Origin of the sequence: Flavobacterium sp. ov086 (assembly GCF_900187965.1) — a bacterium.
Lineage (GTDB): Bacteria > Bacteroidota > Bacteroidia > Flavobacteriales > Flavobacteriaceae > Flavobacterium.
On sequence record NZ_FZNL01000013.1, the window covers coordinates 37,399 to 54,043 of the forward strand.

The 16,645-nt window shown below is 34.8% G+C and carries 8 protein-coding genes; 2 read left to right on the plus strand and 6 right to left on the minus strand.

Annotated features, from left to right (window positions below):
• Window positions 1-45: 45 nt before the first annotated feature.
• Complete coding sequence (locus CHB81_RS14795) at window positions 46-2,148, plus strand: LysM peptidoglycan-binding domain-containing protein (protein WP_089352635.1); 2,103 nt, start codon at window positions 46-48, stop codon at window positions 2,146-2,148.
• A complete protein-coding gene (locus tag CHB81_RS14800; protein ID WP_089352636.1) occupies window positions 2,148-2,549 on the plus strand; it encodes an OsmC family protein in 402 nt (133 codons plus the stop codon). Before CHB81_RS14795 ends, CHB81_RS14800 begins: the two co-directional genes overlap by 1 nt.
• Window positions 2,550-2,748: 199 nt before the next feature.
• Here the strand turns inward: CHB81_RS14800 and CHB81_RS14805 are convergent, their stop codons facing one another.
• From CHB81_RS14805 to CHB81_RS14830, 6 genes are all read right to left on the minus strand, one after another.
• Window positions 2,749-4,128, minus strand: a complete 1,380-nt coding sequence (locus CHB81_RS14805) for a Gfo/Idh/MocA family protein (RefSeq protein ID WP_089352637.1) — start codon at window positions 4,126-4,128, stop codon at window positions 2,749-2,751.
• 30 nt (window positions 4,129-4,158) lie between these two features.
• Window positions 4,159-5,481 carry a DUF3472 domain-containing protein gene (locus CHB81_RS14810; RefSeq protein ID WP_089352638.1) on the minus strand — a complete coding sequence of 441 codons (1,323 nt, stop codon included), beginning with the start codon at window positions 5,479-5,481 and terminating at the stop codon, window positions 4,159-4,161.
• A gap of 908 nt (window positions 5,482-6,389) precedes the next feature.
• Window positions 6,390-8,564 (minus strand): M1 family metallopeptidase, encoded by a 2,175-nt coding sequence (locus CHB81_RS14815; protein ID WP_089352639.1) that lies wholly within the window; start codon window positions 8,562-8,564, stop codon window positions 6,390-6,392.
• Between the two features lie 55 nt (window positions 8,565-8,619).
• Window positions 8,620-10,176, minus strand: a complete 1,557-nt coding sequence (locus tag CHB81_RS14820) for a M60 family metallopeptidase (RefSeq protein ID WP_141130406.1) — start codon at window positions 10,174-10,176, stop codon at window positions 8,620-8,622.
• A gap of 64 nt (window positions 10,177-10,240) precedes the next feature.
• Window positions 10,241-13,336, minus strand: coding sequence for a DUF5107 domain-containing protein (locus CHB81_RS14825; protein ID WP_089352640.1), 3,096 nt, complete (start codon window positions 13,334-13,336; stop codon window positions 10,241-10,243).
• 278 nt (window positions 13,337-13,614) lie between these two features.
• Window positions 13,615-16,623, minus strand: coding sequence for a glycoside hydrolase domain-containing protein (locus CHB81_RS14830; RefSeq protein ID WP_176427531.1), 3,009 nt, complete (start codon window positions 16,621-16,623; stop codon window positions 13,615-13,617).
• Window positions 16,624-16,645: the final 22 nt, after the last annotated feature.

Sequence of the window (16,645 nt, forward strand, 5' to 3'; positions counted from 1 at the left end):
AACTTGTTTTTTTGAATTAGAAATTAAATTGTTTTAAGCCCTATTATGAAATATTATTCAACATTATTGTCTCTAGTTTTTTTTGTAACCTGTAATGCTTTTTCCCAAGAGAAAGTAGTCAAATACACGGTTTCAAGTGGAGAAACGATAAACCAGATTGCCGTAAAATTTAAGGTTACGCCTTATGATATTTATGCACTAAATCCTGATGCCAGAAATGGAGTAAAACCAAATACGGTTTTATTGATCCCGACAAATGGTGCTAAAGCTGTTGCTAAAACAGAAGAAAAAGCAGTTAAAAAAACTTCAGGTAAGAATCCAGGTACGCATGAGGTTCAGCCTAAAGAAACATTATTTGGAATTGAAAAAAAGTATGATATAACCGATGAAGCTTTAAAAGCAGCAAATCCTTTTTTAGTAAAAGATGGTTTGCAAATTGGACAAACTTTGGTTATTCCTGCAAAAGGATCAACAGCAAAAACAACGGCTACTGCTAGCAAAACAGTAAAATCTGTTGCGCAGGAAAAGTATGTATATCATGATGTTGTAGCAAAAGAAACTAAATTTTCGATAGCAAAAAAGTACGATACTACTATTGAAGATCTGGAAAAACGTAATCCTGAAATTGTTTCGAGTTTGCCAGTTGGATACCGATTGACAATAAAAGGACATGCTCCTAAAACAGAAGCTCCGGCACAAACGGTAACGAATGTTGCTAAACCGGCTGAAGTTAAAAAAGCAGCTGAAACTACAAAAAAAGCAACTTCGTATATGGAGTATCAGGTAAAACCGAAAGAGACTTTTTATAGTTTAGGAAGAACTTTTCATATCTCACAGGAAGATTTGACGGAACTTAATCCGGCACTTTCTGAAGGAGTAAAAGAGGGAATGGTTTTAAAAGTTCCGGCTGGATATTTGGCACCACAACCAATTATTCCTCAGGCACAACCTGTTGAAAAAGCAACTGAACAAGCAATTGACAGATCGACAGAAAATACAGCAGGTATAAAAGTGGTGGACAAAGTAAAATCTGAAACGGTTTCGGTTAATCCTGAAGTGGTAGAATTGACTAAAAAAAGAGGTCAGACCGAACGTAAAAAAGTGGTTTTATTATTACCGTTTAATTTGGCAAAAATGCAAACCGATACTACAAGCACAGGCAATAGAATCAAAAGTGATAAGTTTTTGAATATGACGCTTGATTTTTATTCAGGAGCGATGATGGCTATAGATTCGGCTAAAACTTTAAAATTGCCAATTGATGTTGCGATTTATGACTCTCAGGAAACTAAAAGTTCTTCGAACATTTCGAGTTTAATTGCTCAGAATAAATTGCAGGATGCAGATGCAGTTGTCGGGCCATTTTATCAAAGTAATGCTGAAACTGCGGCTAATGCATTGCGTTCATACAATGTACCTGTGATTTCACCATTATCAAAAGATTCAGCGAATTCTATTGATAATTTGTATCAAACAATACCATCGAATGATGTAGTTAGAAATGCAGTTTTTGATTATATGCGTTCTAAAAACGGAAATATTGTTGCTGTAGTAGACAAGAAAAAAGAATCTGTTACTAACTATATCAAACAAAATCAAAAAGGAGTTGTTTTTGCAGCCTTAACAGAAACTGGAGGATTGGACGTAGCGAACTTAAAAAGTTCATTATTGCCAAACCGAATGAATTATGTGGTGATGGAAACCGGTAATACTGCAATGGTTAAAACTACAATTAAAGCTTTGCTTGATGCACAAAAAACGTGTCAGGTGCAATTAGTAATTTTAGAACCAAACAGCACACTTGATACAGACGAAATTAGTTTTGATAATCTGGTAAAATTGAAATTAATGTATCCATCGGTTACGAGAGAAAGCGATGAACAGCCTGTTTTAATTTTCGAAAAACAATACCGATTGAAGAATAAAGTAAATCCTAATACTTACGCAACACGTGGATTTGATGTAACTTTTGATACAATGATGCGTTTGGTACAAGGAAAAACATATCAGGAAACGGCAGATTTAATGACAACGGAACAAGTTGACAATAAATTCCAATATTATAAAAAAGAAGACGGCGGACACGCAAACAAAGGTGTTTACATTTTATACTACGACACCGATTTAACTTTAAAAGTAGCAAATTAATGACATCAAAAATAACCTATTTAGGCGATTTAAGAACAAGTTCAATTCATGTGCAATCAGGAAGTGAAATCATCTCTGACGCACCAGTAGATAATAACGGAAAAGGCGAAGCTTTTTCTCCAACAGATACAGTTGCCAATGCTTTAGCAAGCTGCATGATGACGATTATGGGGATCAAAGCGCGCGATTTAAACGTAGATTTCATTGGATCTACTGCTGAAGTAACTAAAATAATGAATGCTGAACCAAGAAGAATTGGAGCGATAGAAATTGTTTTTGACATGCAAGGTGTTGAAGACGAAAAAAGCAGAACAATCCTGGAACGTGCAGGAATGACTTGTCCGGTATTTTTGAGTTTAAGTTCAGAAATTGAAAAACGAATTACTTTTAACTGGAAGTAATTTTGTAAATAATACATCAAACAAAAGCCACCCGACGCATCGGGTGGCTTTTGTTTTTGAGGTAGTTTATTGTCTTTGATTTGGGGGTTGAAATTTTAAATTCTCAGAACTTTTTTATTTTTCGTTCAGAAATGGCATTAAATAAGTAAGAGGGCACCATGACTTGCCCTCTTGCTTCCTTCAACTAACCAATAAATATTTATTCTGAAAACTCTAATTTTTCTAATTTGTTCCATCCGCCACGAGTGAAATCAGGAATTTCTACAGGAACAGAACCTTTATCTAATGATATTTCTGTTAAAGGTCCCAAACAAGACCACTCGGCTAAATCGTAAACATCCATATCAAGTGGAAGCCCTTTTTGTAAGCAGTGAATCAAACGATAATCCATTACGAAATCCATTCCGCCGTGACCACCTACTTTTTTGGCTTGTTCTTCGATGTTTTTTACAATCGGATGTTTGTATTTTTCCATTAAAGCCTTTTTAACTTCTTCAGGAACAAAAGAATGTGCGCTTAATTTTTCGTGATTTGGTTTTACATCGTCACCTAATTCTTTGCCGTCTAAAGCATAACCCTCTAACGGATATTTGTTTGCAAAACCTTTCGTTCCGCTCAATTGATACATTCTGCTATAAGGACGAGGAGAAGTAACATCGTGCTGAATCTGAATTGTTTTTCCGTTTTCGGTACGAATCATTGTCATTGTGTGATCTCCGTTTCTAAAATCTTTTATTTCCTGACCTGATTTTTCTTTGATATAAGCCGGATTTCCAACCGCTTTTGTATCCATAGAAACCAGGAAATTCATTTTGTCACCACGGTGAATATTCAACGCCTGACAAGCTGGTCCCATTCCGTGTGTGGCATAAACATCACCGCGATGTTTGATGTTGTAATCCATTCTCCAGTTGTTCCAGTATTCACCCCAAAAAGGCTGAAGTCCGTGAATATAAGATCCTTCGGCATGCAGAATTTCGCCAAATAAACCTTGTTGCGCCATGTTTAATGTCGTCAATTCGAAGAAATCGTAAACGCAATTTTCAAGCTGCATACAGTGTTTTCTGGTTTTTTCGGAGGTATCGATAAGATCCCAAATTTCTTTCATTGTTAAAGCTCCGGGAACTTCTATTGCTACATGTTTTCCGTCTTTCATAGCCTGAATACCAATTAAGGCGTGATGTTTCCAATCTGTGGCAATATAGACTAAATCTACATTTGGCAATGCTGTGACTTTTCTCCAGGCATTTTCGTCTCCAAAAAATTCCTGTGCTTTTGGAAGTCCCGCTTTGGTCAGAATCTCATTTGCCGATTGTGTGTTTTTTTCTAACATATCACAAAGTGCGACGATTTCGACTCCGGGAATATGCGTCATACGTTCAACAGCTCCGGGACCGCGCATTCCAAGTCCGATAAAGGCAACACGAACAGTTGGAATGGGATCTGTGGCCAAACGCAAAACATCTTGTTGTCCTTTTGGACGTGAAGGTGTCTTGGTTTTTATCATTTGTGCCGATGCTATTGCTCCTCCAAACAAAACAAAAGTGATTAATATAAATTTTGAAATTTTGGTTTTCATAGTTAATTTGTTTTTTTTGAAATCAATTTATCAAGGTAAATTGCTAAAATTGATTTCTGGTTTTTTATTGTTTAATGGTCTGGTAATAATGGTTTTTGGTGTTGTGTAATTGTTAAAAAATCCTCCGTCTTTTAAATAAAAAGAACCTTTGTCGAGTCCGCCTGCAAAATCCATTCGGTATTCTTTTACGCCGGTATTATCTGTTGTAAAACGTGCAGCATTAATTTCTGTCCAGATTCCTTTATCGTCACAAATCCATTGATTGTTAAATAAAACTTTGCGTGATAAATCGCCTTGTTCCGGAACAAAATTTTCTAAAAACGAATGAAATCTTTTTAAATACGTATTGATTTGCGGACGGTTAAAACTGGCAATTAAAAGCCATTTGTTCAATTCTGGGGCAAAAAAATAAGCGGTATAATTGGTGCTGTTGTTATTTTGCGGAATTCCGTGAAGCAAGAATTTATAGGTTGTTCCTGCTTTCCAATTGTATCGAAGATAACTTTGTCCGCCCGAACCTTCGCTTCCGAATTCGCCAGTATGAACATTTTCGCCTTTTTTAAGCATTTTGATTTTATGCGTTTCCGGAATACTTTTGGGATCATCAGTATTAAATGGACTCCAAACCGAAAATAAAATTCTTCTTTCGGTTGCGGAGTTTACCTGAATTCCAAAATAACCTTCTCCAAAACCATTTGCCATAAAATAAGAACCAATTTTATCCTCATTTACAGGAATGGTAACTTCGTTATAATACCATTCGATATTTGTAGTTTCAGGAACCTGATAGTTTAAGTGTACAGATGGTCCGCGGCGTCCCCAATGGTAAAAAATTCCTTCGTCATTTGGGACATAAGCAATTTTACCATCATAATCTTCACTTGAAATCGTTAGGCGATTAATAGACGGAAACTGATTTCCGGTTTTACTGATTCCTTTTATTTTAATAGCAACATAACCTGCTTTGTCGATTTTCCAGTTTCCAATAGTTATTGCTTTTTTTGTAGTGTCGAATTTTACTTTTTTAGAAGTTCCGTTAATCGAAAATTCTAATTCTGATTTTCCGAAAACTTCAACAGATTCTTCAACGGTAATTTGAAAAGTTCCTGCTTTAGCAATTCTAAAATAAGCGGTAAAAACTTCTTTAGAATCTGTCCAGTTTTCAATGCCATTCTCTGTAATTGTATTGCTTCCGTCAATATGTTTAGAGCTGTAAGCGTTACCGCCAAGTGGCAGCGAAATTTCGTTTTTCGGATTTCCGATAGTTGTCTTTTTAATCGAAGAATCGGCTTTAGCTACAGCAGAAAATGGCACTAATACTGAAGCGAGAAATAAGTAAAATAAGTTTTTCATTTTATGGTTGATTAGTTTTTTTTGAATGACCTCTCTAATGAACCAAATTAGAGAGGCTTCAAAAACAAAAACCTAAAAAATTATGGGTTTGAGTCTGGTTGTTTTTATTTTAAAGACTTGATTTTTTTTGTGTTTTAATCTATTAATGAGCAACTTAAAATGATAAAAAGGCAGGAATAAATTCATGCTGAATTTTTATTGTTTAACGAAACTATCGAATATATTTTGATTAACCAAGAAAAAACATAAAAAATGTGCTCGAACACACTAAATTCATGTTCTCGAGCACATTTTTTAAGATCGCACATAATTTTAAGTAAAATTCGTTATTTTTAGATAATGACAAAACCATACTAAATAGGAAACCCGACAGGGAATGTAATTATGTTAAGATATTTTAGTTTGAAGATTACTTCGCCTGTTCGCACTTTCAGGCTCGGGCAAAGATTTAATATTTATGATTTTTCATTTAAAATATAAGACATCAATTTTTCATGGTTTCAGGCTTTTAAAATCAAAAATAGTTATCCAAAAACAACCTGATAAGATATTGTAAACCACAATTTGTTCCATCGGAACATCTCATTGGTAGAAAAAAAAAGTTAGGGAGAAATACCGTCCTGTAAGGACGTTTGACAAATTGTATGTCTAATCTGTATGTATTTTTGCCGTTATTATTATAAAATCAAACGTTCCTACGGAACGTAAAAAATGCCGTATTTATTTGACTACCGATGAGATGTTCCGATGGAACAAAAAACATAAAAATATGTATCTTAAATATGATAGTTTTTTTTTACAATAATTTTAAAAAAAAACCTCTCTAATAAAGTAAATTAGAGAGGTCTTTAAAAAGACAAAATATTTAATAGTTACTAATTATAAAATCTTGCTTTTTTAAAATTATATTATTTACTAAATTTTTTAATTAAAGGCGTTACGTGTTTTTTCGTGTCCTCATCTAATGAAGATAATGCTTTGTCTGCTTCACCCGCAGAGTATTTTGACAATCCTGAAATTCCCGCAGCAATTACATTATAAGATTGGTTTTTAATACTTTCTTCCATTAATCCTTTATAAGAAGCATCACCAGTTCCGGCTAATTTTACAATTGCTGTGGCTCTGGCAGCTGTCTTTTTATCATTTTTGGCAATATTAAGCAAAGTCTTAATTGCAGTATCTTTGATTTGATTATCATTTAAATCAATTCCTTTGATACTCAGAATTCTTAAATCATCTTGTTGATCTTCAAGACCTGCCAAAAGTATCAATTGTGCATCATGATTTTTCTCTTTTGTTGCAAATTTTATAGCTTCGATTCTGTTATAATAAGACGGAACATTTTTATATTGGAACAAATAATCTGATACTTTTTTATTGTCAATCACCTGACCAACTAAAATTTTATCAGGATCGAGATCAATAAAAGTAGGTTGTGCCGGTATATCAAAACTGAAATTTTGTTCTCTTTGATCGATCAAAATGTCTTTTCTGATTTTGGTTCCGTTTACATAAAAATCAACTTTTAATGGTAAGCTAAAAGTCTGAATTGAGCTTGCCTGAGTTTGTTTTACAGCAATTGTAGCTTTTCCGTTTGCATATCCGTATTCGACATTCAAAATAGGATTTCCTCCCTGATAATACCATTGGTTAAAATACGGGCTCCAGTCTTTTCCGGTAACTTCTTCCATTGCCAAACGCAATTGGTGAGATTCACCTGATTTGTATGCATTTGTAGTTAAGTAACGGTTTAACGATTTGAAAAACGCTTCGTCACCCATTTGATTTTTTGCTGCATACAATATGATAGAACCTTTTGAGTAACTGATATTGTCAAACATATCTTCTTTGTCTCTGTAATAAAAACGTGCTAATGGCGGGCTTACACCATCTTTTGAAGAACGTAAACAGTTTTGTAATTTTTCATAACGAGATCTGTCTTCAGCATCTTGTCCGGCATCGTGACCGTGCCAAAGTACCTCACCAAAAGTGGCAAAAGATTCGTTCATTGTTAAGTTAGACCATGATTCAGCCGTTACATAATCTCCAAACCATTGGTGAAAAAGTTCGTGGGCAATAGTACTTTCCTGATTATCATCTAATAATTCTCTGGCCGTTTTTTGCACATATTCACCATGCAAAGTTGCCGATGTATTTTCCATTGCACCAGAAACGTAATCTCTGGCTACAACTTGAGAGTACTTTACCCAAGGATATTCTACACCCAATATTTTGCCGTAAAACTTCATCATATCCGGAGTTTTTCCAAAGATTTGTTTGGCATACGGTGCGTATTTTGGCTCCAGATAGTAATTAACTTCTTTTCCGTTATAAGTATCTTTAAAGATTTTAAAATCTCCAACCGCCATCATAAACAAATATGGCGAATGTGGTACATCCATTTTCCAGGTATCGGTACGAGTTCCATTTTTGTTAGCTTTTTGCGAAACTAATTTTCCATTTGATAGGGAAACGTATTTTGCATCAACTGTCATTGCAATTTCAGAAGTTGTTTTCTGATTTGGTTTGTCAATCGTAGGGAACCATGCAGAAGAAGCTTCTGTCTCACCTTGAGTCCAAATCTGGATTGGCTTGTCGTCTTTTCCGTCAGGATTTATAAAATACAATCCTTTTGCATCTGTAATAGCAACACTTCCTTTTGCTCTTAATTCATCAGGTTTTGCAGTATAATCGATGTAAATGATATACTTCTCAGAACCTTTATACTTTCTGTCCAGCGTAATAAAAACCTGTTCGTTGTCATACGTGTATTTTAAAGGCACCTTTTTAGTTCCCTGAATTATGGCAATTTCTTTAAAATCCATTCCTTTGGCGTCAAGCGTAAGAGCATCAGTTTCATAAAAATGCGGTTTTAAAGTCAGCCATTCTTTTCCGTACAAATAACGTTTTCCATAATCAAATGATACTTCAAGTTTTGTATGTACTACGTCGTGAACTTTTAATGGTGTAACTCTGTAAGTAGTGATGTCTTCCTTATTTTGATCCGCATTTTGCGCTTCAATATTTTGTCCCATTATGGCAACAAGACTTAAAAGGGTATATTTTAGCAATTGTTTATTCATTTTTTGTATTTATGGTTATCGGGTTTAGTATATTTTAAAACTTTAAATTTAAAAATTAATCAGTTAAGGTAGTTATATCTAAAACTGGTTTAGGATAATTTTTCGATTTTATTTCTTTTTTACAATCCATTGCCATTTTTTCGGTCATATTGTAGTGATAGGCTCCATAACAATCTCCATCGAAATTACCCACATAAAAGAATCCATACGAATCAAAAAAGTCGGTTAAATCAACTTTACTGACTTCACATGCTGTTTTTATAAAATTAAGTTGGTAAACAGCTGGATTTTCATCGGCTTTTACTTTTAGTTTATTAGCATTGTTAGCTTGTTTTCTAAACGCTTCGAAAAGGTCAGGGTAGAAATCAGGATTTTTGCCTGCTTTTTCGAAGTATAATTGCAGTTGCCAAAAAGGGACAAGCGGTTCAAAACTTCCACCCACTTTTAAATAACTTTCTTTTTTTTCGATAACTTTTTTTCTTGCAGAATCATAGTAGTTACCTTCTATAAGACGAGATTTAATTCCCAATGATTTGATAACATACATGGTGAAAACATTATTGCTTACTTCACAAAGTCCTCCCCAATTAAAATAGGGCTGCAGCTGATGTACATGACCGGTTTCGTGGCTAAATCCCCATGCCGGATCACCAGCGATTACTTTTGCCGGATCAAGTACCATTCCTAATGCATAACCTGATTTGCCACCCATATAAGCTATCCCGTCTTCGTCTCTAAACATATAGTAATTGTAGTTTACACGAGCCAATATTCTATTGTTTGGCACAAGATTGTATTTAATTAAGCCCATAAGTCGATGTTGACGATGGATCAAAGTGTCATAACAATTTAGTAATTCTACTCCTTTGTTGTAAGCATATTTTTTTAAATCAGCTTTAGGATGAATGGTTTGAATATACTTTCCTCTGGCATCTATCATAGGATAAATAGTGTTGTCCAGAAGTTTATTCCAATCTTCATTTTTTTGTTTTCCCGAATCAAAAAATCCATTTATTTTGGCATCGATAAAATGAATTTTAATTGCGTTTTCCTTTTTAGGTTCTTCAGAATAATAATTAATGTAGGCCAAACCATCGTAGTCTTTAACCTCTATAATGTTTATGCCATTTTTTAAAGGATATGCTTTTTTTTCAATTCCCCAATTAGGATCCTGATCGGGCGCAATTCCTGCAGGCGGCTGTCTGTTCCAATTAGGTATAACTAAATCGACAGTTTTATTTTTTGCAATATTCTCTACCAGAACTACGTGTTTACCTACGGGTAAATAAATGCCTGTAATGTTTTCATATTTACTGTAACCATCACCAATAGATAACTTTTTTCCTAAAGTTGTTGGCGATAAATAAGCGTTGTAAGTAGCTAATCTATAATTGAAATCATATTCACCCTTAAGCATTTGTATGGCTGCATCATGAATTTTTTTATTCTTAATCTTATCTAATTGTTCATGTTTTATGTTATTTTTTAATTTCGTAGCTAAATTATCTTTAAAAAAAGCTAAATCTTCTTTTAAGGAAACTGAGTCTATAGCACTTTGAGCATAACTATTAGAAAGGAAAAATAGAGTGCAAAGTAAAACCAGGTGTTTCATTTGTGTAGGTTTTTATTAACGGTAGTTAATTTGGTTCGTAATTGATTATATACTCAGTTGTTTCTTATAATTTTTCTATAATTCTAACCTCACCATCTTTTTCATCTGCAGTTAAAATATCCGATTGTTTTTTGGTGTAAACTTCTAATGACCATTGAACAATCTTGTTTGTCGGATATAAATCTGCCTGACTTTTTAACCATTTTTCCGCCTCTTTTGCCGAAGAAGTTTTCTCGATCGCCCAAGCCGAAATCAATTGATTTGCCGGTAAGAAATTCATAACCGTATTGTCAATTTTCGGATTAAAAGCAGTAATTTTTTGTAATGATTGTTTTGCTTTTTCAGTATCATCAAGGTTTGTGTAACATTGATAATCCAACCAATTTTCTAATCTTTCGTCAATATCAACATCATACGGTTTTCCTACGCCCAGATTTTGTGGCCATAATTTTGCGTCGGCAATAAATTGCAATGCTTTTTTGTATTGCTTGTTTTTCATTTCGGCTACAGCCTGCATTAATTTAGCTTCATGATACAATTGACGTCCAATTGTTGCGCCTTCAAACGGAAGAATTTCCAACTTTGTTAAAAAAGCATCTGCGGCAGTGTATTTTTTATTTAGCAATAATGTTTTGGCATACAACATTCCCATTAAATAATTTTCGGGATGTTTTTTATAAAAAGGTTCAGCAATTGCCAGCGCTTTGTCGTTTTGTTTTAAAACGATATAATGCTCTGCCAGTAATTTAGGATATCTCCAACTTTGATTGTCCAGTTTAATTGCTTGTTGAAGGCTTGCAATTACCAATTGCGAATCGTCTTTGAACAAAGAAGCTTTAGCCGCATAAAAAGCCGGATCGTTTGGTTTTGCGCCACATTGCGTGAATAATTCTTTTGCTTTCGAAAGATTATCACGATTCCATTCAATTAACCCTAAATGATATTTCAATTGCCATTGATCATTTGTCGGGATTAATTTTTCGAGAATAATTGCCGTTTCTCCACGGAATGGAAAGCTAGTTCCCGGTTGAATTTTAGATAAATCAACAGCTTTGTTTTCTAAAAATGCTTTCCAGTATATAATTTCGGCACTTGGAGCCGCTAGCGAAAAGACTTTAAGTGCTTCATCCTTGCGGCCCAGATGCTGATACCAAATTCCTAGTTCTAGATAGGTTTGTTCTGGCATTTCGTTTTGTATAAGTGATGTGAAATGCAGTTTTGTCGCTTCTGAATTTTCCCAAAGGAATTGTTCAAAACCGGCAAAATGATTTAAAGGGTCAACGGTATTAATTTTACTTAAGGTTTCGGTTGCTTTATTAGCATTGTTTTGCAGACGATAAAGTACTGCCAACACCTGTAAACCTTCGAGATTGTATTGATTGTTTAGCAAACTTTTCTCGGCATATTCAATCGCTTTTGCCTGATCGTTTTCACTAAAGTAAATTTTGCTCAAAGCGGTGTAGGCGGGACTGCGGAATTCAACACTAGCCGCAGCAATATCAAAACCGTCTTTAGCATCCGTTATATTTCCTAAATGCAGATTTGCAAGTCCGTAATAATAATTGGCAGCAGGATCGTAAGTGTCTATTGACAGCGCTTTACTTGCTGAAATTACAGCTTCTTTGTATTGCAATTTTCTAATTTGTAAAGAGGCCAAAGCAGATAGAGCAGGAGCGTAGTTTGGATCTTTTTTAAGACAGGCATTCAGATTTTCTTCTGCTTTTACATAATCTTTAAAACTGATATAATTTTTTCCTTGCAGATATAATCCATAAACCGAATTATTATCGAAATCTTTTGGAACTTCTAATGGTCGAGCCAAATTACCATCTTCCAGAGCCGAATTCCAAACCAATTTATTTCCGCCAAGTGTCAATCTTAATTTGTTTTCGTTAACCGAAATCTGAATTGAATCTTTGAAAACTTGTAAGGTGTTTACCGAAATATCTTTAGAATAGATTTTCTTATCGTTATCAAAAACTTCTAATTTTTCGTTTAGTTTTTGAAGCGGCGAAAAGTAGATTTTCAACCAGCCGTTTTCGTTTTTGACATTTACAGCTCCATAATTATTAGCTTTTACAAAACCTTTAGTTTGTTTTACCGGAAACCAGTATTCTGTCCACGAATCAGTTTGATAAGGCGCAAAAGAGCGTTGTTTAAAAGGCGTTAAATTACTGCCTTCGCTCGCCTGATTGAATAATCTTCCGCTTTGAACTTCTACATATTGTCCGTCAGTGTCGGTCAATAATTTTTCCCAAATCATACCTTGTTGAGACAATCCCCAGATCCATATTTTCTTGCCGGGTTTGTCATCGTGATTACCGTATCGTCCCATCCCGAAATCTTCGTCATGGTAATATCCGCCAAAGAAATCATCGTATTTACCAAAAACGTGATACGATTTATAACCACCAAAATTATTGTTTTTATAGAATGATAAATCTTTGCCGGTTTTTTTATCAATTGGCCACGGATTGTGTTCGCCATTATGACCAATATAACTTTGTCCGGGATATATAAATTGTAAGTTTTCTGAAGCTTTTATACCGGTATTCATCCACGTATAATAAGGCTGCTCTGTTTCGGTTGCGTTAAACCAAAATGAATTTGTGGTAAAATAAGCTTTGTCTTTTGGCAAATTGATGTCCAATTTCCAAGATGTGCGCGTCAATAAATCCAAAACTCCAATAACGCAACTTACACTTCCGTCAGGTCTTGTAATAGTTGTATAATCTACTGGGGTAGCACAATTTGGCGTATGCCCAATAATTCCGTAATTCCCTTCAACACCGCCGCTTGTCCACGGACCGCGCATCGCAATATCTCTAAATTTGATGACGTGATTGTTGTAAACAAAATCTTTTCCGGTTGATTTTTCTATAGCCGACCAAACTTTTCCGCCAATTTCAGGCAGAATCATTAATTTGATATAATCGTTTTCAAGTTCGATAACTTTCCATTCTTTCTGCACAGGTTTATCTGTAAAACCATCAAAACGAAAATACGGATAGACTTTTGTATCCGGTTTAGGAATAGGGTCAGGGTCTGAAAACGGATAGGTCGTGAATACTTTTTTGTATTCTTTTATAGTGGGTTTATTTTGTGCGTTGGCAAACAGGCTTCCAAAGAGTAGAATTGATAAGAAAGGTTTAAGTTTCATACTGGAGCTATTTTGTGGTTATTTGGTTAGTTAATTTGGTTGCTTTTTTTGAATTTAAAAGCAACCAAATTTAGTTTTTGTATTAATGAAATCTTCGTTCGAGGAGTTCTGCAGGAACAAGATATATTGTAGGGATGCATTTCAATCCATCATTCGCAATCAAAACCCAATCTTGTTATTTCGAACGAGAAATCGCATTACGTATTCACGGTTCGTTGCTCTCTGGATGTGATTTCTCGTTCCTCGAAATGACAAATAATACGGGCAATTATTTCATATTATTTAACAATCAACAACCATCCTTTTCCTTTTGTTACAGGCAATTCGTCTTTTGCAGTAAAAGTCTGTGCCGGTTGGAAATTAGCAACTTCCGGAGCTGTTATTGTTGCTTTTGCAGGATTGATTCCTAGTTTTTTCCAGTCGATTGTTAGTTTTACTTTTACATCAGAATCTGCCCAGCTTGCAATCGAAATTAATGTCGAACCGTTCTTTTTGTAAACGGTTGCCAAAACTTTATCGTTGTTTGTTTTTACCGGACAGTTTTCGCTCCAGTATCCAATCATTTCAGAACCTTTGATTCCAAAAGTATCCCATAATTTCCAGATTGGTCTTGGGTCTGCATTGTGGCTCCAAGGCATTCTGTTCGTCATTCCAAATACCATTCCTCTCCATGGATTTCCTCCGTCTTGCAACATTTCGCCCATTAATCCAAAAGGGATTCCGCTTACTTCTGTTAAGAAAAAGTCAGGTTGATTTTTTTCGTAATCAAAATATTCTCCAAACCAAAGTTTATTGATGTACGGAAAGTGTTCCATATATAAGTTGGCACTATTGTTAAATCCGTCGCTTTTATTGTATTGATTTGCACTGTGTAAATCGATAATTCCCGGGTGACCATCTTTGGTAAGAACTCTTTTTACACGTTTCATCGTGATTCTGTCAAAAGCAACATCATCAAGATAAATTCCGTCGATACCAACGTTTTGTGTTAACCAATTCATTCCTTCGACATAATAATTATGCCAACGGTTCATACCGCTGTTTACGATTGCAGCATCTTTAATTTCAGGTACAAACCAAGCTGCGATATAATCGTCACCAACATGTTCCTGCAACCATGAGAATCCACCGCCTTTTCCTGGAGAATAGATTTCGTGACCTAAACTTCTTAATGCAAAAGTTTCATAAGCTTTGTTCGAAACTTCTCTAACGGTGTTGTAAATCTTAACTTTTAATCCTTTTTCATGTGCTTCATCGATATAACTTTTCATCTTTTTAAATTCGATAAAAGGATAATTGATATAAGGATTTATGGCATTTGCATGGTGAATATTGATTACCGTTGCGCCAGTTTTTGCAATGGTATCAATTGGAGAGTATTTGTGATAGAATTTAGTATTCCATTGAAAATCAGTGTCGATTTTATGGAAAGGTGTAATCAATAAATTAAAATTATAGTATAAAACATCGCCTTTTTTCATGCTGCGAGCTCCGCTGTACGCATTTACTAAAACTGATTTTGGGTTTGATGCAATTGTGATTCCACCTTTACTTTCGTTACCCCAGGAAGTTGGTAATAATAATGGTTTTTGAAGATAGAAATTAGTATTCAACGGACGACTGTATTTTTCATCTCTCAATGAAAATTGCAATCCTGAATTTACGTTTCCAATCCATGCGCCATCTTGGTTTTTATGCGCAACATCCCATTTCCAGTCGAAAGTAGCAGGACGATCTCCACCTTTTTGACCTAATCCCATCATGTATTTTGCAGATGTTGGCTGAAAAGGCAATTGGAAATTAATATCATTAAAAGTAACATCTTCAAGAGCTGTAATTTTTACAGTGTAATGTAAAAAACCATCAAATTCAATTGAAGCATTTACATCCATTTGAACAGATTGAGAAGTAGAAACACTTTCCCAGGAAACAGTTCCGGCTTCTTTTTTCAGGAATTTAATTCCTGTGTTTTTCCATTGTAAGGATTCTTTTCCTGAAGCATCTACAAAATGAAAGGCTAAAGGAGCGCTCAAAATATCATTGGCTTTTGTACCAACCGATGTCATCTCGGGCGTAAAATAAGTCTGAACTTGTGAAGGAAATCCGTTTGAACCTAAAACTAATTTTCTTCCTAACAATGAAATTTCAGAATCTTTTACAACAAGTGGCGTATAAGGCGCAATTACGGTATTTTCTTGTGCTAATGTTGAGTTTAACCATTTAAGGCGTGTCATTTTCTCAGGAGAATCAATTCCTCCGTTTTTAGTCACTTCATCAGTCACTTTTATTTGAAGGTTGATTACGGTAGATTTTCCGTCAGCAGTTACAGTAGCTTTTCCGGTATAATTTCCTGCCGCTACGGTTTGAGGAACATCGATTCCGCACCACATTGCCTGTACTTTTCCTTTTAATACAGAAACATTTGCAGTAAAAGGAGATCCGTCATAACGAACTCCATCTGTATTGATACAGCTTATATCTTTTGCTTCAATTAGAGCTCCGTTAGTACTGATTAAATTTGAAAAAGTAACTTTTACATTTCCTAAATCTTGTAGTGCATAAACGCCCAATTGAAATGCCAAATATTCTCCTTTTAAAGCGGTATCTGCAAAAGTGCTTTGAACTCCTTTTTGAATCCATCTTTGTGGCAAATCATTTCTCATTCTAATAGAATACAATCTGTCTTCCGGGAAAACTAAGAAAGAACTTCCGCTGTTTTTTGCAACAATATCATTTGTTTCTGCGGCAGTTGCAATAACTTCCATTGGGTAAAAACTATTGAAAGCATTTACACTCTGAATTTCTTTAACGGTACAATTATCAGCTAAATTAGATTTGATTTTTCCCAGCCATTGTGCATCAGCTTTGTCTTCTGGTTTTGCATATACTCCTTTTGGATAATTAGCGTCGCCTTCATCAATATAAGGCATGTAATACACATAATAAATTCCTTTTCCTGAAAGAGGCTCAAAGTAAATCGTACCTTTTTCTCTGTTGATATCAGCGGTTTTTATGTTCTGAATTTCTTTTCCTGAAGCATCTTGAACAATGATTCTTTTTAATTCCGGTTTTTCGTCTCTTCTGCGCCATTCGATTGTTGTTTTTGCAACATTATCTTTGCCGGTAAATTCGACTACAACACGGTGATTCCCTAACAAATTAGGATTCCAGCTGTCATTGCCATCTGTATATTTTATTTGTTGTGCAGCCAATGGAATACTGAAAATGCAAAGACACAGGATCAATATTCTACTTAAAATCTGTCTGTTTTTTAGGTTTGGTTTCATTGTTTTATTGTTCAGGTTTAAA